General features: G+C 49.1%; 15 protein-coding genes and 1 pseudogene. 9 read left to right on the top strand and 7 right to left on the bottom strand.

Annotated elements, in window-relative coordinates:
* Positions 1–228: 228 nt before the first annotated feature.
* From JFC05_RS01955 to JFC05_RS01940, 4 genes are all read left to right on the top strand, one after another.
* Positions 229–1,095, top strand: a complete 867-nt coding sequence (locus JFC05_RS01955; RefSeq protein ID WP_227697370.1) for a hypothetical protein — start codon at positions 229–231, stop codon at positions 1,093–1,095.
* A 206-nt stretch (positions 1,096–1,301) separates the two neighbouring features.
* Positions 1,302–2,570: a putative DNA modification/repair radical SAM protein gene (locus JFC05_RS01950; protein WP_198335541.1), complete on the top strand. Its 1,269-nt coding sequence runs from the start codon at positions 1,302–1,304 to the stop codon at positions 2,568–2,570.
* 12 nt (positions 2,571–2,582) lie between these two features.
* A complete protein-coding gene (locus tag JFC05_RS01945; RefSeq protein WP_198335540.1) occupies positions 2,583–3,455 on the top strand; it encodes a TIGR03915 family putative DNA repair protein in 873 nt (290 codons plus the stop codon).
* Positions 3,456–3,495: 40 nt separating this feature from the next.
* Positions 3,496–5,052: a glycosyltransferase gene (locus JFC05_RS01940; RefSeq protein WP_227697369.1), complete on the top strand. Its 1,557-nt coding sequence runs from the start codon at positions 3,496–3,498 to the stop codon at positions 5,050–5,052.
* Between the two features lie 13 nt (positions 5,053–5,065).
* On the opposite strand, the gene JFC05_RS01935 is transcribed toward JFC05_RS01940, so the two are convergent.
* Positions 5,066–5,857 carry a cupin domain-containing protein gene (locus tag JFC05_RS01935; RefSeq protein WP_227697368.1) on the bottom strand — a complete coding sequence of 264 codons (792 nt, stop codon included), beginning with the start codon at positions 5,855–5,857 and terminating at the stop codon, positions 5,066–5,068.
* A pseudogene (locus JFC05_RS01930) lies at positions 5,832–6,149 on the bottom strand (gamma-glutamyl-gamma-aminobutyrate hydrolase family protein); the annotation flags it as partial. The gene JFC05_RS01935 and the pseudogene JFC05_RS01930, both read right to left, overlap by 26 nt.
* Positions 6,150–6,208: 59 nt before the next feature.
* Here JFC05_RS01930 and JFC05_RS01925 point away from each other — a divergent pair.
* Positions 6,209–6,853, top strand: coding sequence for an aldehyde dehydrogenase family protein (locus tag JFC05_RS01925; protein WP_338104507.1), 645 nt, complete (start codon positions 6,209–6,211; stop codon positions 6,851–6,853).
* 128 nt (positions 6,854–6,981) lie between these two features.
* On the opposite strand, the gene JFC05_RS01920 is transcribed toward JFC05_RS01925, so the two are convergent.
* The 3 genes from JFC05_RS01920 to JFC05_RS01910 form a co-directional block, all read right to left on the bottom strand.
* Positions 6,982–8,424, bottom strand: a complete 1,443-nt coding sequence (locus tag JFC05_RS01920) for an APC family permease (RefSeq protein ID WP_198335539.1) — start codon at positions 8,422–8,424, stop codon at positions 6,982–6,984.
* Between the two features lie 344 nt (positions 8,425–8,768).
* The gene (gabT, locus tag JFC05_RS01915) at positions 8,769–10,031 is read right to left on the bottom strand and encodes a 4-aminobutyrate--2-oxoglutarate transaminase (protein ID WP_192992973.1); all 1,263 of its coding nucleotides are present in this window, start codon (positions 10,029–10,031) and stop codon (positions 8,769–8,771) included.
* A gap of 179 nt (positions 10,032–10,210) precedes the next feature.
* Entirely contained in the window at positions 10,211–11,686 is a 1,476-nt protein-coding gene (locus tag JFC05_RS01910) for an NAD-dependent succinate-semialdehyde dehydrogenase (RefSeq protein WP_198335538.1), read from the bottom strand.
* Positions 11,687–11,970: 284 nt separating this feature from the next.
* Between JFC05_RS01910 and JFC05_RS01905 the strand changes: the two genes are divergently transcribed.
* Positions 11,971–12,741 carry an IclR family transcriptional regulator gene (locus JFC05_RS01905; protein ID WP_198335537.1) on the top strand — a complete coding sequence of 257 codons (771 nt, stop codon included), beginning with the start codon at positions 11,971–11,973 and terminating at the stop codon, positions 12,739–12,741.
* Positions 12,742–12,802: 61 nt separating this feature from the next.
* On the opposite strand, the gene JFC05_RS01900 is transcribed toward JFC05_RS01905, so the two are convergent.
* Positions 12,803–14,002: a CaiB/BaiF CoA transferase family protein gene (locus JFC05_RS01900; RefSeq protein WP_420850545.1), complete on the bottom strand. Its 1,200-nt coding sequence runs from the start codon at positions 14,000–14,002 to the stop codon at positions 12,803–12,805.
* 180 nt (positions 14,003–14,182) lie between these two features.
* The gene (locus JFC05_RS01895; RefSeq protein ID WP_075101114.1) at positions 14,183–15,367 is read right to left on the bottom strand and encodes an acyl-CoA dehydrogenase; all 1,185 of its coding nucleotides are present in this window, start codon (positions 15,365–15,367) and stop codon (positions 14,183–14,185) included.
* Positions 15,368–15,555: 188 nt separating this feature from the next.
* On the opposite strand from JFC05_RS01895, the gene JFC05_RS01890 reads away from it, so the two are divergent.
* The 3 genes from JFC05_RS01890 (at position 15,556) to JFC05_RS01880 (ending at position 19,339) form a co-directional block, all read left to right on the top strand.
* Entirely contained in the window at positions 15,556–16,383 is an 828-nt protein-coding gene (locus tag JFC05_RS01890) for an IclR family transcriptional regulator (RefSeq protein ID WP_198335535.1), read from the top strand.
* A 254-nt stretch (positions 16,384–16,637) separates the two neighbouring features.
* Entirely contained in the window at positions 16,638–18,440 is a 1,803-nt protein-coding gene (locus JFC05_RS01885) for an FMN-binding glutamate synthase family protein (protein WP_198335534.1), read from the top strand.
* Positions 18,441–18,496: 56 nt separating this feature from the next.
* Complete coding sequence (locus JFC05_RS01880) at positions 18,497–19,339, top strand: phosphodiester glycosidase family protein (protein ID WP_198335533.1); 843 nt, start codon at positions 18,497–18,499, stop codon at positions 19,337–19,339.
* The last annotated feature ends 13 nt before the right edge of the window (positions 19,340–19,352 follow it).

Genomic DNA, 19,352 nt, shown 5'->3' with positions numbered 1-19,352 from the left:
CAAATCTCAAGTAAAGTGGCTCATTGATGCACTATTATTCAAAATAATGACGGCTTGATAGTTAAATAGCGCAGTTAAAGCGTGATTATAATTGACTGTTATCAGTACTCGATACCCCCGTTATTTGGCATGTATTACCGTGTCATTTAGCGGGGGTTTTGTTTAGGCCGTTACCTTTTGCCGCTTTATGATTGGTGATATTGACTGTTATTTTTTAAGGAGTCTTTTATGAGCTTGACATCGATACCTGTGGTTACTACCCACAAAACCATCCCCCAAAAAGCATCTGCAGCGATGGCGGTTTCTCTTTTTTTTACCGGCGCATTGCTTGCGGCCAACTTAGTACATGCTGCGCCTGAAGTGACCATCAACGCATCTGGTGGCAGTAGCACGACCGTCGTTGAGCAGTACGCTGATGGCAAAACAGCCACTATTACGGCAACGCCCAACGGTATTACGATGAAAGACGGTATGCCCTATGCGGTCACGCAAGTGACCACAGTGCCACGTTATACGGTGCACCAAAGTGGCAACGATACGGTCGTGACCCAAGGCCGCACCACGGTCACTAGCGTACCTGTCACCGAGCAGCTGACCCAAAAAACCAGCCGCGTCGATGTCATCACCGCTCCTACGACCACCGTCGTGACAAACCCGCCAGCAACGACGCAAATCGTATCCACCTCTGTAGATACCTTGCAATTGACGCCAACTTTTAGCACGCCTGGCATTGTCAATGCACAAACCAAGGTCATGAAGATATTAAAAAACAGCGACGGCCGCGAAATAGCCGTACCTGCCAACCATATCGCCCCTGGCGATGTGATTGAATATCACACCACTTATCTCAATACCACCGCACAACCTGTCACTGACATCAATGCCATGGTATCGCTGCCAAATGGCGTGCAATTGCTGTCCTTAAATAGCTCGCTACCCACGCAGGCCACCACTGGCGGCGACAGCTATCAGACCATCCAGCAAGTTGGCAATACCGTGGTCACCAAAGAAAACTATTCTGGTCTTAAGTGGAATTTGGCTGACCTAAGCCCAAATGCTGCTCAGACCGTTGTCATACGAGCAAAGGTTCAGTAAAGACTATATTTTAGAGTATGGTTATTTAATCACTCTGAAAATGATAAACGGTCTTGCCGGTTCGTTTTATAGTCAGCAAGACCTTTTTATGACGTATCTTGCGACACTATCTGACGTGTAGTTTTTCATATTATCCTATAAATACAACGACTTAAGCCTGATTTTGCTAAAATACATACCTATAAATGATTTGGTAGATCACGCTTATGGCAGCCATCAATTACGAACGATTGCAAGGCAAGCTCAATATTTTGGCAGACGCGGCAAAATACGACGTGTCTTGTTCCTCCTCCGCTGGCACGCGCAAAAATCAAGGCGGTGGCCTCGGTGATGCCTCAAAGACAGGCATTTGCCACAGCTATACCGAAGACGGTCGCTGCGTCAGCTTGCTCAAAATTCTGCTGACCAATCACTGTATATACGACTGTGCTTATTGTACGTCACGTAAAAGCAATAACACCCCGCGCGCCGCCTTTACAGTGGAAGAAGTGGTGGATTTGACCATGCAGTTTTATCGCCGTAACTATATCGAGGGGCTGTTTCTCAGCTCAGGCATCTTTAAAAATGGCGACTACACAATGGAGAGACTGGTCGAGGTCGCCAAGATACTGCGTACTCGTGAGCGCTTTAACGGTTATATTCATCTAAAAACCATTCCTGGCGCGTCAAAAGAGCTATTGTTAGAAGCGGGGCTTTATGCAGACCGCTTGAGCGTCAATATCGAGATTCCTACCAAATCAGGGCTGGCGTTGCTCGCTCCAGAAAAATCTCACGACGAGCTAAAAGCGCCGATGCAGACGGTAAAAGAAGAAATCGTCACGATTCGTGAGAGCCGTAAAACCCATAAAAAAGCCCCCAAATTTACCCCAGCGGGTCAAACCAGTCAAATGATAGTTGGGGCTAGTAACGAGACAGACTTACAAGTGATTCAGCTATCGAGTCATTTTTATCAAACTTATGATCTCAAACGCGTCTACTATTCAGGGTACGTGCCGATGCTCTCTGACAATCGCCTGCCAGCGATAGGCACGCCGGTGCCCATGGTGCGCGAAAACCGTCTTTATCAAGCGGATTGGCTAATGCGTTTTTATGGTTTTGGCGCGCATGAAATCGTGGAGCCTGAGTCGCCATTTCTCGATTTAGACTGTGATCCAAAGCTCGCTTGGGCTATCCGTCATCGCGAGCATTTCCCTGTCAATATCCAAACGGCAAGCTACGAGATGATTGTACGCATCCCAGGTATCGGTACCAAAACCGCCAAAAAGATTGTGACAGCGCGTAAGTTTAATCAGTTGACCCTTTATCATCTCAAAAAAATGGGCGCGGCGGTCAATCGTGCCAAATACTTCATTGCCACCACTGGTAAAAACGAGCATCTCGCCCATCTGACTCGTGAGAACTTCCGCCAATATGTGCTGGCGCAAACACAGACCAAATATAAGGATCAGCGTAGTGGGCAATTAGCACTATTTTAAAAAGGAGCATATATGCTAGAGCTGGCCCCAAACACCGCGCACCCTGTTGGTCAATTGACACCCAGTATTGTGCTTTATGAGCCAAGTTTTGAAGGGTGGTTAAGTGCTGTCTTCTATGTTTATATTAATAAATTACATGACGATGAAGCACTACAATTAATTGCCCAAGACTGTTATGTACCCTCATTGATTGCTCAAGCAACCAGCGTTGTGCCTAATGAAGAACATGCTGAGCGCGTGCTAGTCAAGCTAAACCAGCTGCTCGGCCGCTCAGGTATGCGCAACTTGCTGTGGGGGTTTTTATCAGAAAAAGAGCACATCGGCACAACGTTATTTTGGGTGGTCAAATACGCCATCGATTATCCCAATCGCCATATCATGCAGGATGTCGGCAATTTGCATGTGCTCGAGCTGGTGCAAACGGTCAAATCTGTCGGCCGTGAAAAACACCGCATGGAAGCCTTTGTGCGCTTTGAGCACACCACCGATGATATTTACTTCGCCCGCGTGGAGCCGGACTTTAATGTGTTGCCACTCATAGGTGAGCATTTTCGGCAGCGCTATCAAGACCAGCATTGGGCGATTTATGATATAACGCGCGGCTACGGCATTTATTATGACAAAAGCAACAGTACAGCCACGCGCCCTGCCGCCTTGCATACCATCACTGATCTAGATGATGCCGTCCTGCGCCGCCCTGCCAGCATTCATAGCGCAGATGAGCGGCGCTATCAGCAGTTTTGGCAAGGCTACTTTACCAACGTCAATATAACTGAGCGCAAAAACCCACGCCTGCATCGGCAATACTTACCGCAGCGCTACTGGAAATACTTGAGCGAAAAACAAATACTACCCAATGCCGAGCATATCCAAAAGCGGCGCTAATGTTTTTTCGTTCCCATCCTTTATCTTCGTGGTTGAGTTTTTGCCACTTTTAACTGACAATAGCAACTTAATATTTGATTTGGTGACCCTCGCTGCTATGAAAGTGATGCGCTTATTATCGTCTTTAAAGCATGATGAATCCGAGCGCGGTATTTTTCATCTTGGCCGCGCCTTGGTCAAAAACGGTCACACCTCTATTATCGTCTCAAGCGCCGATGAAGAAAACGATCTGGTCAAACGCCTCAAGCGTGATGGCAACCATTATCATCAGCTGCACATGAATAAAAAATCGTGGCTGTCGTTGCTGCGCGTCAACGCCCTACGCCATCTGATCGAAAAATACGACCCCGATGTGATACATTTGCACTCGCGTACGCCTGCATGGATACTACATCTGGCCTTACGCCGCGCGCGCCTAAAGCGCATGCCCAAGCTGGTGTCGACCATGTACGGCTTTTATCCGATCAATAAATACTCCCAAGCGCTGCTCGATGTCGACGTCATGATTACTGTCTCCGATAGTGTCACCAACTACCTAAAAAAAGGCCTGCGCCGAGAAGACGCAGGACCCAAGGTCATCAAACGTATTTACCGCGGCGTCGACACCCGCCGTTACCCTTATCGGCACAATCCATCTGTCTATTGGCTACGGCACACCTTTGCCGAGTATCCTGAGCTTGAGCACAAAAAATGGCTGGTATTTCCCACCGTCATTGGTAATGAATATGGTCAAGAGTGGCTGATTGATATTTTGGGCAATTTGCAGGAGCAATTTCCCAATATTCATGTCATCATCATGGACGATGATTATAGAGATGGTGACGTGGTACACGAGGACTTTCGGCAGCGTACCAATACACTTGGGCTGGCCGAGCGCATCACCTACGTGGGTAGCAAGCGCAATGACATGCGCGAGTGGCTATCAGCGGCCAATATCGTCATGGCGCTCGCCAATGAGCCTGAATCCATTGGTATCAACGCCCTACAAGCGATTCACCTAGGCACCCCCGTTATTGGCTGGGATCAAGCGGCATTCAGTGAGATATTACAGCCGTTATATCCGCAAGGGCTGGTCAAAGAGTACAATGCCAAGGCACTTTGTAAAGCGGTTCGCAATCAGCTAGAGAGTGTCACGCGCCCTGAGATGACCACCAAATTTACCATGCGTGAGATGATTGAGGCGACTCTTGAGGTTTATCAATCACTGTATGACACATCACTGGCTGAGGAGCAAGCGGCACAGGACGCCGCAGCGGTCAAACGAATCAATAAAAGCCTTAAGCGAGTAGCAAAATCCATTCCTGAGTCTACTTATGTAAAAATCGACCCAATCGATAGCCATACAAAAATTAAGCTGAGTAAAGAAAAACCCAAGCCGAAACCAGAAACACCGTCACAGCCAGAGTTAGAGTCAGAGCCGACCACTTTAGATTCAGACGCTTTACGTTCAGACGCTTTACGTTCAGACGCTTTACGTTCAGACGCTTTACGTTCAGACGCTTTACGTTCAGACGCTTTACGTTCAGACGCTTTACGTTCAGACGCTTCAAGCGCTAAGGCAGCAGACGACACAGTATCAAACAACAACCCACCATGACAGCAGCTCTGACTTAGTAAGTCGTCGGAGTGTGCGCACTGACGATACGGGTGATACTGTCGCTTGGGTTAATAAAAGTATGCGGCTTCATCGTATCGATCACATAGCTGTCGCCTTGATTGAGCAGATAGGTGGTCTCTTCGACACGGATCAAAATCTTGCCTTCAATAACCGTGCCGATCTCCTCGCCCTCGTGGGCGATTTTTTCTTCTGTCGAACTATTAGGCTGATAAGTCTCAATCAAAAACCCCAAGTTTTTTGTGGTGCTGCAGTTATACACTTGTTTTAGCGACACCCGACTACCCGCCTCACTCAGCTCTAGCAAGTCTTTTGGTGTGACCACCACACGGGCTTTTGGCTCTTTCCACTCATCACTAAAAAACGTGGTCAGATCAGAGCCAAGCACAGTCAAAATCGCCTTTAGCGTATTGACCGCTGGGCTAACTTTGTTGCGCTCTATAGAGCTGATAGAGGTATTGGTCAGCCCTGCCAGCTTGGCCAGCTTGCGCTGTGAGTAGCCTTTGGCCAAGCGTAATTGGTTGATTTTTTTGCCGATATCTTCTTCAACAGACGCCTCTGTCTCGGCGGGCGCGGCGCTCGGCAGACTATCGTCTCCTGCGTCATCATCGCTGCAAACACTGTCCTCATCGGCCCTCTTATCATCGCCTTCGTTATCGATTCCTTTACTGGCATCGGCATCGTTATTCGCCTCATTATCGGTATCGGTACTGGCGTCACAGCTGGCATCAGGGGTGTTGGTATCTCTATGATCTTCTTCGTTATTCAGTGCGTTGTTTGCTGGCATAGTGAATAAATTCCGTGAATAGAAACTTGGACAAGTTGTCTTTTTCATAGTTTAACTCAGGATGCCACTGCACACCAATCATAAATGGATGCTCAGATAAGCTTATCGCCTCGACTAGGCCATCAGGTGCCAGCGCCTCTACCAACAAGCGCTCACCGACTTTATTGATGGCTTGTTTGTGCAAGGAGTTCACATGCCATTTTTTGCCAAACGCCGCCAGCCTACCTGCAGGCTCGATGATGACGTCATGGACGGGCTGATACTGCACTTCGAGCGGCTGACTGCTGTCTTCTAAGTGCGGCTCATAAAACCCTTCTACCTCGCGCCAATCAGGGTGAAGTGTGCCTTTAAATCGAGCAAGCCGTCAAAGGGGCAATCTCAGGGCGGTTTGGCAATACCGGACAAGCCTGTAATGCAGCCAAGCGCCTGATCATCATCGAGTCGGTCTATGACAAGTTCGTTGAGGGCTTTACCAATGCCGTCCGCGACATGACACTGGCAGACCCCCTTGATGAGCGCACCTTTATCGGCCCAATGTCCTCAAAAGCCGCCGCGACCAACTTACAAGCACAGCTAGACAGCGCCATCAAAGCCGGTGCCACGGTACTGCTCGAGGGCGGGATGATCAAAGACAAACCCGGCGCGTGGTTTGCGCCTGCCGTTCTGACTGATGTCGATGAGTCGATGGATGTCTACCGTGAGGAGTTATTTGGTCCTGTGGCCGTCGTCTATAAGGCGCGTGATATCGAGCATGCTATCCAGATCACTAACGACGTGCCATTTGGTCTTGGCGCTTCTATTCAGACGCAAGATGCTGACTTGGCTGCTGATATCGCCGACAAGCTAGACGTCGGCATGGTGACCATCAACGCCCCTTCTGGTAGCGAGGCAAATACGCCATTTGGCGGGGTCAAACGCTCAGGGTTTGGCCGCGAGCTTGGCACGCTGGGTATCACTGAGTTTTTAAACCATAAGCTGATTCGTGACAAGTCTTAATGCACCTTGGCCACGCCCAATGACAAAACAGCAGCCTAACATGAACTGTCAGGCTGCTGTTTTGGGCGATGAGAAGCCCGCGGTTTTAAGCTTTCTATCTATTTTCAGAGCGGCTCTCTTTACCGATCTTAGCGTTTAGGCGGGTTGTCCTTGAGCCACAGTTGGTTGACGATCTTTAATTGACGCAACTCTTCTGCCATGATCGACTCACTGATACCAGGGTATTTGATACGTGCATAGCTATATAACACAATGCCCAGCACCGTCCAGCCAAGGAATATCCACCACTCAACTGCGGTCAGTGCTGATGGCATGCCTGGCATATATAGCATCAACAGACCAATGCTCAGCGCAATCGTCACCATACCGACCAGCTTACCTGCCGGTATCTTAAATGGACGTACCATATCAGGCTCGCGGTAACGCAGCACCAAAAAGGAGATCGCCACACAGCTATAAGCGATGACAATCCCAAAACCGCCTGCATCGACGATCCATACCAGCATCTTGCGACCAAATAATGGCGCAAGCGTCGCAAGACCTCCGATTAATAAGATCGCATTGGCGGGTGTGTTATATTTAGGATGCAGCTTACCCAAAAACGCTGGCAACATATGTGCTTTTGACATGGCATAAAGTAGACGGCTGCCACCGATCAAAAAGGCATTCCAGCTGGATAAAATACCCAGTACACCGCCGATAACCAATAAGATACCAGCCCACTTACCCTGCCAAGCATTGGTCATCGCATCTGCGGTCGCAAGCGTTGAATTCTCTGCTTGTATCAGCGGTAAAGTGGTGCCCACACTCCACGCAATACCCACATACCACAACACCGCCACAATGATAGAGACAATCAAAAACTTGCCAATATTGGGACGCGTCAGGTCAATCTCTTCTGCTGCCTGCGGGATGACATCAAACCCGACAAACATAAAGGGCACCATCACGATGACGGCCATAATACCGCCGATACCAGCGATAAAGGCGGGGGCTTGTACAGAGTTTGTATTTTCAGGATTAAACAGTACCGCACCGATAAACAGTAGCGTACCGACAAATAAAATACCCAGTACCGCTGTTTTTTGGAACCATGCACTGACTTCCATACCACGAATATTTAGCCAAGTGACAATAATCGAACCCAGCATACCGACGCCTACCCAGGTGGCATAGACATCCCAGCCGGCGATGGTCCAAAGATAGCCTTGGTTGTAATTGGGAATAAAATACTCGACCACCGTTGGCAGGGCGACCGCTTCAAACGCCACCACCGAAAAATACCCAAATAAAATGCTCCATGAGCAGATAAAGGAGACATTTACCCCCAGCGCTCGATGCGTATAAGTATGCTCGCCGCCTGTAATCGGCATAGAAGCGGCCAGCTCAGCATACGTCACACCGATTAGTATCACGGCCAAACCGCCTATCAAAAACGCCAGCATTGCGCCCCACGTTCCTGCAGACAAAATCCAACCGCCAGCCAAGACTACCCAGCCCCAGCCAACCATAGCACCGAATGCTAAGGCAATAATATCTAGCGTCCCTAACGATTTTTTTAATTCAGACATAACCTGCTCCTTGTCTGTGTGTCATCCGTGTGAACCTTTGATGGTTACACTATCTTTTGTTTAGCGGGATAGTACCCTTCATAATTATCATATATCCCTTTTTGTCCATGCCGTCGTTTGTATCTTGCTTAATAGGCAAACGACAAAAACAGCAACGGCGTCTTGACTTGCAAGACGCCGTTAGAAAAAATGTACTCAAAGCGAGTGCCATCATGGGCAATCTTGCTGTATAAACCTAACCCTACCAACCAAGAACACCGCTTGATTGACAAGGGTACATCACACCATACAGGATTCAATCGTAAGCCAAGGTAGATGACCACCGATTGAGTTAAAAACATAAACTAAGCGGTTAAGATATTTTTGATGATATCTAGGCCTTCTTGGAGTACTTCATCTTCGACTGTCAGCGGCACCATCACACGGATGGCATTGCCGTACATACCGCAAGAGGCAAGCAGCAAGCCTTGCTCAAAGGCTTTGGCTTTTAGATCAGCAGTTGCTGCGGCATCCGGCTTGCCATCACTATCGATCAATTCAAATGCCAACATCGCGCCTTTGTAGCGGATATGACCGATAGTACTTAAATTTAAGCCTTTTAAGAAAGTTGCGATTTTATCGCCAATCTCCACACTACGCGCCAGTAGGTTTTCTTCTTCGATGACTTCCATCACGGCCAAAGCGGCCACACAGGCAAGCGGGTTGCCAGAGTATGTGCCGCCCAAACCGCCAACTTGCGGCGCATCCATGATATCAGCACGGCCGATGACCGCAGAGATAGGATAACCACCTGCCAAACTCTTGGCACTGGTCATAAGATCTGGCTCAACGCCCAATTGCTCACCAGCAAACAAGGTGCCTGTACGAGCAAAACCGCACTGCACTTCATCAAAGATAAGAACGATGCCATGCTCATCACAAATCTCGCGCAGCGCTTTGGCAAATGACGGCGTCACTTGGTGAAAACCGCCCTCGCCTTGTACCGGCTCGATGATCATCGCCGCCACTTCGCTAGGGTCGATGTCTGCTTGAAAAATCATCTCAAGGCTATGCAGGGCTTGGGCTTCGGTGACGTTCAGCTCTTCTGCTGGAAATAAAGCATGAAACACAGGGCCCGGCATCGGACCGAAGTTCTTTTTGTATGGCAATACTTTACCTGTCAAGCTCATGCACATGGAGGTGCGGCCATGCCAGCCACCGACAAAAGAGATGATACCTGGACGCCCAGTTTTGGCACGAGCAATCTTGACGCAGTTTTCGACCGCCTCTGCGCCAGTGGTCAAAAACAAGGCTTTTTTGTCACCGCTGATGGGCGCTTTTTCGCAGAGCTTTTCGGCCAGATCGACATAGCACTCGTAATTCATGATTTGCGCGGCGGTATGGGTAAACTTGTCTAGCTGCTCATGGACGCGCTGGGTGATTTTGGGGTGGCTGTGGCCGGTATTAAGTACAGAGATACCGCCGATAAAGTCGATATAGCGATTGCCTTCTACATCCCAAACTTCTGAGTTTTTGGCTTTTTCTGCAAACACAGGAAAGGCCACACCAAGTCCAGTTGGTAGAATAGCTTTACGGCGCTCGAGTAATGATTGATTGGTGATTGTCATAAGAAGGTCCTTTTTCTTTCTTTTTTGCGTAGGTGCCAGTTGCGTCATGGCGGTTTATGGGATCAGTACAAACAATAGATGGGACGCATCACTCTGACGAGCGTCTGAGTCCCTTGAGCTGCGACGATGCCGCATTAAAATGAAATGGTTAAATAAAAAGCAGCGTATGCTAGGTGCGATTAGGCACTGACATCAGAGCACCAGTACTTGGTCACTACATACTCTTCGATGCCGTATTTTGAGCCTTCGCGGCCAAAACCTGATTGCTTGACACCGCCAAATGGAGCAACTTCCGTGGAGATAAGGCCGGTATTATGACCGATGATGCCGTACTCCAGCCCTTCTGTGACACGCCATGAGCGCGCATAGCTGCCACTATAAAAATAAGCGGCCAAGCCGTAGATGGTGTCATTTGCTTGACGGATGACATCTGCTTCGTCGTCAAAGGTAAAGATGGTGGCGATGGGGCCAAAGATCTCTTCAGAGGCGATATCCATCTCAGCGCTGATATCAGTGATGACGGTTGGGTTGTAAGTTAGCTCTGAAGCACCGTTGGTGCTGCCGCCAGTGATAAGCGTCGCGCCTTTGTCTAAAGCGTCTTTTAGCAGCGCTTGCACTTTCTCCAAAGCTTTTTTGTTGATCAACGGGCCGATATCCACGCCTTCGTCCATACCGTTGCCGACGTTGAGCTCAGCGACTTTTTTGACAAACACATCAAGAAACTTGTCCTTGATGCTCTCTTGTACATAGACGCGATTGGCACAGACACAGGTTTGACCGGCGTTGCGATATTTAGAGGCGATTAAGCCATCAGCGGCGGCTTCTAAATCAGCATCATCAAAAACGATAAATGGGGCATTACCACCCAGTTCGAGCGACAGTTTTTTGATGGTTGGCGCGCACTGTGCCATCAAGGTACGGCCCACTTCCGTAGAGCCAGTAAACGACAGCTTATGAATGCGTGCATCACTGGTGAGAATATCGCCGATGGTGGAAGATTTGCCCGTCACCACTTGGATAACGCCTGCTGGGATACCTGCTTGCTCGGCCAATGCGCCAAGGGCTAGCGCCGAAAATGGCGTTTCGGTTGCAGGCTTGATGATCATGGTGCAGCCTGCTGCGAGCGCCGGTGCCGCTTTGCGGGTAATCATCGCCGCTGGAAAGTTCCAAGGGGTGATGGCGGCGCAGACGCCGACGGGCTGCTTTAGGATGACATGGCGCAATTTTGCTTGGTTGGCAGGAATGACATCGCCGTAGACGCGTTTGCCTTCTTCGGCAAACCAGCGGATAAAGCTGTTGGCATAACCCACCTCGCCGCGTGACTCAGTCAAGGGCTTGCCTTGCTCTGCGGTCATGATGATGGCCAAATCTTCTTTATTGGCATCGATCAGGTCAGCCCACTTTTGTAGTAGGGTGGCACGCTCTTGTGCAGTTTTGGCAGCCCAAGCGATTTGGGCGTCGTGAGAGGCGGCCACGGCATCGTTGACATCTTCAGTGGTCAAGCTTGGTACCGTACCGATAAGCTCGCCATTAAACGGATTGCTCACATCCAGCGTCTCTTCGCTGCTTGCGACATGCCAGCCGTCTTTAATCAAGCACTGCTGTTTGAGCAAATCTGGGTTGGAGAGTGGTAACGTATGTGGCTGTTGTGACATTGTGACGCTCCTTGTCAGTGATAGAGTGTAGATAACGCTGCAACTCTATCGCGGTACATAAATAATGGTCGATAAGAGGGTTTATATAATCTATATAAAAAGAGTCTATATAAATAATGATTGATAACTGATTTATTGTTCAATATACTGAACAATCATTCTATATATGAGACATCATTATAAGAACGATATCCAACCATTTGCAACCCCTATTATCATTTTCGTGATAATTTATGGCGTTATTTTTTTATCACCTTCATTTTACTGACTTTTATAGGTTACTTATGAGCACAGCCGCCGTCCCTGCCTTGGACAAAACCTTTCAAATACTAGATTTGATCACCGATAGCAGCCAACCACTGACGGCTGCTCATATTGCTAAGGCGCTGGATCTACCGCGCAGCTCCACTCACAATATCCTGCAAAGCTTGCTGGCCAAGCACGTCATTTATAAAGACAGCGACAACCGCTTTCATTTAGGCTCATATCTGATGTACTGGGCGGGCAAATACGAGCAGCAGCAAGGCGTTATTCAGTTATTCAAAGACCTTATCATGCAATACCCTATCTTGCTCCAGCATACCGTGACGTTGTCTAAGCTTGATTTGGGAGAAGTGGTATTTCTAGCTTGTCATGAAGCGCCTGCGCCACTTGGTTTTACTTTTCGCGCGGGTGTTCGCGTGCCTGCAGTGTTTTCGGCCACAGGCAAAGCCATGCTCTCTACCTTGTCGATGGACAGCATTCAATCCATCTATGCCAGCGGCTTTCCTAAACCTATCACGCCGCATGGCGTCGATAACTTTACTGATTTGTCGACCGAGCTGTCCGCCATCAAAGACAGCCGCATCTCACTTGATGATGGGCAACTGCGTGAGGGCATGTATTGTCTTGGCACCTATATCCGTAACGCCTCAGGCCATGCTATCGCTGGCATGGCGGTTAGTTTTTTGCAAGCAGAGTACGAGTCCAAGCGCGCTGACGTCAGTGCCGTGTTGATTGAGCTGGCCGAACAGATTGAGCAGCGTTTGGGCTTTAAAGCGAAGCATTCAGCATAGTAGCTACTTAGTTGCTTCCATAATTACTTGCTTCTATTCTTAATTAAGAGAAGGGGCTAGCTTAAACAATCCCATCGGCTTTTAGCTTGGCAATCATCTCGCTGTCATAGCCCAACTCTGCAAGCGTACTATCGGTATGTTCGCTCAGGCGCGGCGGCGGCGTACGATAACTGACCGGCGACGCCGACAGCTTGATCGGGCTACCAAGCGCGCGCACAGGACTGCCTTGCTCGCTAAAATCGACCACCATCTCGCGGGCCAGCGCTTGCGGCATGGCTAGAGCTTCGCTGATATTATGGATCGCCCCGCAAGGAATGCCTGCCTGCTCCAAAGCCGCCAACCAATATGCGCGCGGCTGCTGTGCAAACTTCTCGGCCAGCGCCTCACATAGCTCGTTACGGTGCGTCACACGGGCAGGGTTGGTCATATAGCGGCTATCTGTATGCCAATCCACACCGAGTAGCGCGCAGAGCTTGGCAAACTGACTGTCGTTACCACATGCCAAGATAAAGTGCGCATCGCCTGCCCCCGCAAACACCTGATAGGGGACGATATTGGGGTGCTGGTTGCCGAGCCTTGGTGGGATTTGGTTCGACGCCAAATGATTCATGCCGACGTTTGCCAGCATGGCTAAGGCGCTGTCTAACAGGGCCACATCGACATGCTGACCAAGACCAGTACGCTGACGCGCCAGTAGCGCCGCTTGGATACCAATGGTCAGCTGCAGTCCTGCAAACAGATCCACCACCGCCACCCCGACTTTGTGCGGCTCGCCATCACTTGGCCCTGTGATGCTCATCAGCCCTGATAGCCCTTGAATGATATAGTCATAACCCGGACGCTTGGCATCAGGCCCTGTCTGCCCAAATCCTGTCAAGGATGCATAAATCAAGCGCGGATTGCCCTGCTTGAGACTGTAATAATCTAAGCCGTACTTTTTTAGGCCGCCTACCTTAAAGTTTTCGACGACGATATCGCTGTCAGCAGCCAACTGCTTGATGATGGTTTGACCCGCAGCGGTGGTGATATCGACCGTTAGGGATTTTTTATTACGATTGATGGTGGCGTAGTAGGCTGATGTACCGTCGCTGAACTTAGGCGGTGCCCAGTGCCGTGTCTCATCACCGACATTGGGACGCTCGACCTTGATGACCTCAGCACCCAAATCCGCAAGTACCTGCGTACAAGAAGGACCTGCCAATACTCTTGATAAATCGAGCACTTTGATACCGTGTAATGCCCCTTTTGCCATCTCAGTCATAATCATCCCTTATCATTTGGTGTGCGCGTATACGATATTTTATATATATACAATTGTGATGCGTCATCTCATGACCTATCGCTCCAGATAAACAAATGGCGCATCGCAACTAAAAAATGTACGCCACTGCTCAGCAAGCACTAGGCCAAGCAGTAACATACATAAGATCAGCGTTGCTGATTAATAAAACGCTTGCAAGCCTGTTTGCGCACGCCCCAAGATTAAGGCATGGATATCGTGCGTGCCTTCGTAGGTGTTGACCGCCTCTAGGTTCATGACGTGGCGAATGATATGGAACTCATCAGAGATACCATTGCCGCCATGCATGTCACGTGCCACACGAGCGATGTCTAGCGCTTTACCGCAGTTATTGCGCTTGATCAGTGAAATCATCTCAGGGGCAGCGTTGTCTTCATCCATCAAACGGCCAACGCGCAGTGCCGCTTGCAAACCAAGGGCGATCTCTGTTTGCATATTGGCAAGTTTGAGCTGCACCAACTGCGTTGCGGCCAGTGGACGGCCAAACTGCTTACGATCTAGCGTGTACTGACGCGCCGCTTGCCAGCAAAACTCAGCTGCGCCCATCGAGCCCCACGCGATACCATAACGGGCTTTGTTTAAGCAGCCAAACGGCCCTTTGAGTCCGCGGATATCTGGGAAAGCATTGGCTTCAGGGACAAACACCTTATCCATGACAATCTCGCCTGTCACTGAAGCACGTAGTGAGAACTTGCCTTCGATTTTTGGTGCTGATAAGCCTTTCATGCCTTTGTCTAAGATAAAGCCACGAATGTCGCCTGCATCGTCTTTTGCCCAAACGACAAACACATCGGCGATGGGACTGTTGGTGATCCACATTTTATTGCCTGTCAGCTCATAGCCGCCCTCAACCGCACGCGCTCGCGTCGACATAGACGCAGGGTCTGAGCCTGAATCCGGCTCGGTCAAACCAAAGCAGCCGACATACTCGCCCGTTGCCAGTTTTGGTAGATACTTCTCTCTTTGCTCCTCTGTGCCATACGCATGGATAGGATGCATGACAAGGCTTGACTGTACGCTCATCGCCGAGCGGTAGCCTGAGTCCACCGCCTCTACTTCCTTGGCAATCAAACCATAAGCGACGCTCGACAGACCTGCACAGCCATAGCCTTCGATGGTGACACCCAGCAGCCCCATCTCGCCCATCTGACGCATGATGTTGCGGTCAAAATGCTCATTGCGGTTGGCGTCGATGATATTTGGCATCAGCTCTTTTTGAAAAAACTGACGCGCACTGTCTGTCACCATACGTTCTTCGTCAGTGAGCTGGTCACGCAATAAAAACGGATCTTGCCAATCAAAACTTGGACGCGTAGATGTTGCCATGTGGGTCTCCTTGATATCGATCGTCCTGATCGATGAGTAATAATAAATGGATGGTAATAACGCTGATAACCGGACTCAACCAATTATTGACTTTTCAATTCCGCTATGCGAAACTTAGTTTCATAATACAAACTATTTAAGCAAAATTTTGTGACGCTGTAAACCTTTATCAAAAAAATGAGGCAAAAATGTCTAATTCTTTAACAGCCGCCCCCTCTTTACTGACGCGTATGAGTAACGCTCTCACCCAAAGCAAAGACGACAATGACCGTCAATTTGTCACCGCGCTTGGCCGCGGGCTGATACTACTGGCCGCATTTGAGCAGCACGAGCAGCTGAGCCATCAGCAGCTTTGTCAGATGACTCATCTACCAAAAGCCACGGTGACTCGCCTGATCCATACGCTTCTCACCCTTGGGTTTTTGCGCACGACAGAGCACGGACAGTATGAGCTAGGCAGTAGTGCCGTGCGCCTGAGTGCAACGGCATGGAGTCGTCACGATATGGTGGCGACCGCCGAGCCGCTGCTACGGCAGTTTGCCAGTAGCAATGAAGTATCGGTGAATCTGGCCACCGAAGTCGAAGGAGAGATGCGCTATCACGCTTGCTGTCGTAGCCCTGCCCGCCTGTCTGTTAATCTGCAAGTCGGCTCTGCCGTGCCTGTGGCTCGTACGGCGATTGGACGCGCGTTTTATGCCGTCAGCACCAAAGCTCGGCAAGCTGTCATCAAAGACAACCTACACGCGCATTTGTCTGACACAGACTATCAGCACGCACAAACGGCGCTGGATGCCGCTGTGGCACATTATGATGCGCACGGCTATACATTGTCTGACGGAGAGTTTTCTACCGATATATTGGCGGTCGCGGTTGGGGTATTTGACGTCGCTACTGGGCGATACGCTTATTCACTAAATGCTAGCGTACCCAGAGCCAACTGGGATGCTGATGAGTATGCAAAGATGATCGTACCAAAACTACAAGCACTGGCGCTCAAGATCGGCCGCGGCGAGTGAGACGCAAAGGATTGGTTCATATGCGCACCCAAAAAAAGATACGCATTAAACTGCCAGTTAACTGCCAGTTATTAGCACTCTGTTACCCAATTAACACCCAGCAGTGATATCATAGGCGCATAATATAAGCGAGCAGTTTGAGCGCTTTATCTACATCTAATAGCGATGATAATAACAGAGTGGTTTTTTGTCGGCCATCTCTGTGAATTGTTATCGCTTTTTTTAATATCTATGTATTACTGTTGAGTGTCGTTATGCCCCAATCTCGTACCAATTTGAACCCAGAACCCAAGACCAGCTCACCTTATTTGATGGGCTTGCTGCTGCGCTATAGCACCTTTGGTGCTGCTATTTTGATTTTTTTGGCGGGGCTATTACTAGTCAACTGGTGGCTCATATTTTTTGGTGGTTTTGGCGTGGCACTTGGCATTTATGATTTGATTCAGTCCAAGCACTCTATCTTGAGCAACTACCCTGTGGCAGGTCACATTCGCTATGTGCTAGAGGATTTTCGTCCTGAGATTCGCCAGTATTTGTTAGAAGACGACAAAGAACAAGTGCCATTTTCGCGTCAGCAGCGCGCCCTTGTGTATCAACGCGCCAAAAACGTCAGCGATACCAATGCTTTTGGCACTTTGGACAATCTATATACGCAAGGCAAAGAGTGGTTTTTGCAATCAGCGGTCAGCCAACCTTTAGAAAACAAAGACTTCCGTATCATCGTGGGCGGCGAGCGCTGTCAGCAGCCACACGATATGTCGGTATTTAATATCTCGGCGATGAGTTTTGGTAGCTTGTCTGCCAACGCCACCATGGCACTTAACCAAGGTGCCAAGATGGGCGGGTTTACCCATGATACGGGAGAAGGTGCCATCAGCCCTTATCACCGTAAGTTTGGCGGCGACTTGATTTGGGAGATTGGCACGGGGTATTTTGGCTGCCGTGATGACCATGGCAACTTTGACCCACAGTCTTTTGCCGAAAAAGCCGTCGATCCCCAAGTAAAAATGATCGAAATTAAACTCTCACAAGGTGCCAAACCAGGTAAAGGCGGCGTCTTGCCAAGCGAAAAAATCACCGCAGAGATTGCCCAAACCCGCCAAGTACCCATGGGTCAAGACTGCGTATCGCCTTCATCACATAGCGCGTTTAGCACGCCGCGTGAGCTGGTCGCATTTTGGCAGCAGCTGCGTGAGCTATCAGGCGGCAAGCCAGTTGGCTTTAAGCTCTGCGTGGGTCAGCCTTGGCAGTTTATGGCGATTGTCAAAGCCATGATCGAAACCGACAACTATCCTGATTTTATTGTCATCGATGGTGCAGAAGGCGGGACAGGCGCCGCACCTGTTGAGTTTATGGACAACGTCGGTATGCCCATGGTCGAAGGGTTTTTGTTGGTGCATAATACCTTGGTCGGTGCAGGCATCCGTGACAAAATCAAGCTCGGTGTCAGTGGTAAGATTGTCTCAGGATTTGATATTGCCCGTATGATTGCCCTTGGTGCTGACTGGTGTAACTCTGCCCGTGGCTTTATGTTTGCGGTTGGCTGTATTCAGTCGCGCTCATGCCATACCAACACTTGCCCTGTCGGCGTGGCAACGCAAGACCCTTATCGTCAAAAAGCGCTGGATGTACCGAGCAAAGCTGAGCGCGTGGCAAGCTTCCATAAAAATACGCTAAAATCACTTGCTAGTATCGTTGGTGCGGTTGGTCTTCAGCATCCAAGCCAATTACAGCCGTATCATATCGCCCGCCGTTTAGACGATGGCCAGATTAAGCTGTTATCGAAGTTCTTTTACTTTGCCGACCAAGGCGCCCTGCTTGAGGAAAATGCTCGCGCCGACGTCTTTAACCAAATGTGGGTGATGGCAAATCCTGATAGCTTCCTTGCCAATAACGATGCGCTGATTGCTTATAACAAAGACTCGCGTGATAAAGGTAAAGAAACCAATGCCCCAACCACCCAGCACCCCGATGATTCGGTAGATCTCATCGATGGTGGTCTGTTAATTGGTAACGTCAATAATACTTTCCGCGAAATTCCGCCATTAGACGATTAAGGTTTATGGCGTTTTTTAGACCATCTAACGTTATCCTATAAAAAGATAAGTCATCGATGCCAAGTTCTATATTTAGGTTCCCTTACTCATTGTTGGCAGCAGCGCTGGTTGCATTAAGCATCAGCGCTTGCCAGCCAGCAGAAGATAATAACCATGACGCGATAAGTAGTGATGGCAAAAATTGGTCATGTCAGGCGCAAAACACGCCCTTTGCCTATAGCGTTTGCCGTGTTGATGCAAAGGCACTGACCGACACGCGTTATTCATTACAGCTATTTTGGCAACAGAGCGATAGCAATGCTGATAACAACCAGCCGCTACTGACTTTTGATGCTTTACTAGCGGCTCTGCCCTCTAACCAAACCCTCAAATTTTCCATGAATGCTGGCATGTATAATGAAAATTATGCGCCGATTGGCTATACGGTTATCAAAGGTAAAGAGCTGCGCGCATTAAATATCAAAGAAGGCGGCGGCAACTTTCATCTGTTGCCCAACGGCGTCATGTGGTGGGATAAATCTGGCAAAGTACAGATTACCGAAAGTAAAACGCTAGATGAACAGCTCAAAAGTGGTAAAGCACAACCTTGGTATGCGACTCAATCAGGACCTATGCTGGTTATTAATAACGAGATTCATCCGCAGTTTAACCGTGATAGCACCTCTATTAAACCGCGCAATGGTGCCGGTGTTTGTAGTGATGGCAGCGTGCAGTTTGTCAATAGTGAAGAGCCTGTGACCTTTTATCAGTTTGCCGAGCTTTTTAAGGATGACTTAAACTGTCCAAATGCTTTGTTTTTAGATGGCGGGATTGCTTCAGCATTATATGCGCCTAGTATTGATAAACATGATAAAAAAGAGATGGGCGTGATGATTGGGCTGGTTGATTTAAATCAATAGTATAATTCTCAAC

This window comes from Psychrobacter celer, assembly GCF_016107555.1.
GTDB lineage: Bacteria > Pseudomonadota > Gammaproteobacteria > Pseudomonadales > Moraxellaceae > Psychrobacter > Psychrobacter celer.
The sequence above is the reverse complement of the archived record's forward strand: the minus strand, read 5'-3'. Positions and strand labels throughout refer to the sequence as shown.

Coding starts and splice junctions, on each gene's coding strand:
- JFC05_RS01955 (WP_227697370.1), top strand. CDS start 229: ATGAGCTTGACATCGATACCTGTGGTTACTACCCACAAAACCATCCCC.
- JFC05_RS01950 (WP_198335541.1), top strand. CDS start 1,302: ATGGCAGCCATCAATTACGAACGATTGCAAGGCAAGCTCAATATTTTG.
- JFC05_RS01945 (WP_198335540.1), top strand. CDS start 2,583: ATGCTAGAGCTGGCCCCAAACACCGCGCACCCTGTTGGTCAATTGACA.
- JFC05_RS01935 (WP_227697368.1), bottom strand. CDS start 5,857: ATGCCAGCAAACAACGCACTGAATAACGAAGAAGATCATAGAGATACC.
- JFC05_RS01920 (WP_198335539.1), bottom strand. CDS start 8,424: ATGTCTGAATTAAAAAAATCGTTAGGGACGCTAGATATTATTGCCTTA.
- gabT (WP_192992973.1), bottom strand. CDS start 10,031: ATGACAATCACCAATCAATCATTACTCGAGCGCCGTAAAGCTATTCTA.
- JFC05_RS01910 (WP_198335538.1), bottom strand. CDS start 11,686: ATGTCACAACAGCCACATACGTTACCACTCTCCAACCCAGATTTGCTC.
- JFC05_RS01905 (WP_198335537.1), top strand. CDS start 11,971: ATGAGCACAGCCGCCGTCCCTGCCTTGGACAAAACCTTTCAAATACTA.
- JFC05_RS01900 (WP_420850545.1), bottom strand. CDS start 14,002: ATGACTGAGATGGCAAAAGGGGCATTACACGGTATCAAAGTGCTCGAT.
- JFC05_RS01895 (WP_075101114.1), bottom strand. CDS start 15,367: ATGGCAACATCTACGCGTCCAAGTTTTGATTGGCAAGATCCGTTTTTA.
- JFC05_RS01890 (WP_198335535.1), top strand. CDS start 15,556: ATGTCTAATTCTTTAACAGCCGCCCCCTCTTTACTGACGCGTATGAGT.
- JFC05_RS01885 (WP_198335534.1), top strand. CDS start 16,638: ATGCCCCAATCTCGTACCAATTTGAACCCAGAACCCAAGACCAGCTCA.
- JFC05_RS01880 (WP_198335533.1), top strand. CDS start 18,497: ATGCCAAGTTCTATATTTAGGTTCCCTTACTCATTGTTGGCAGCAGCG.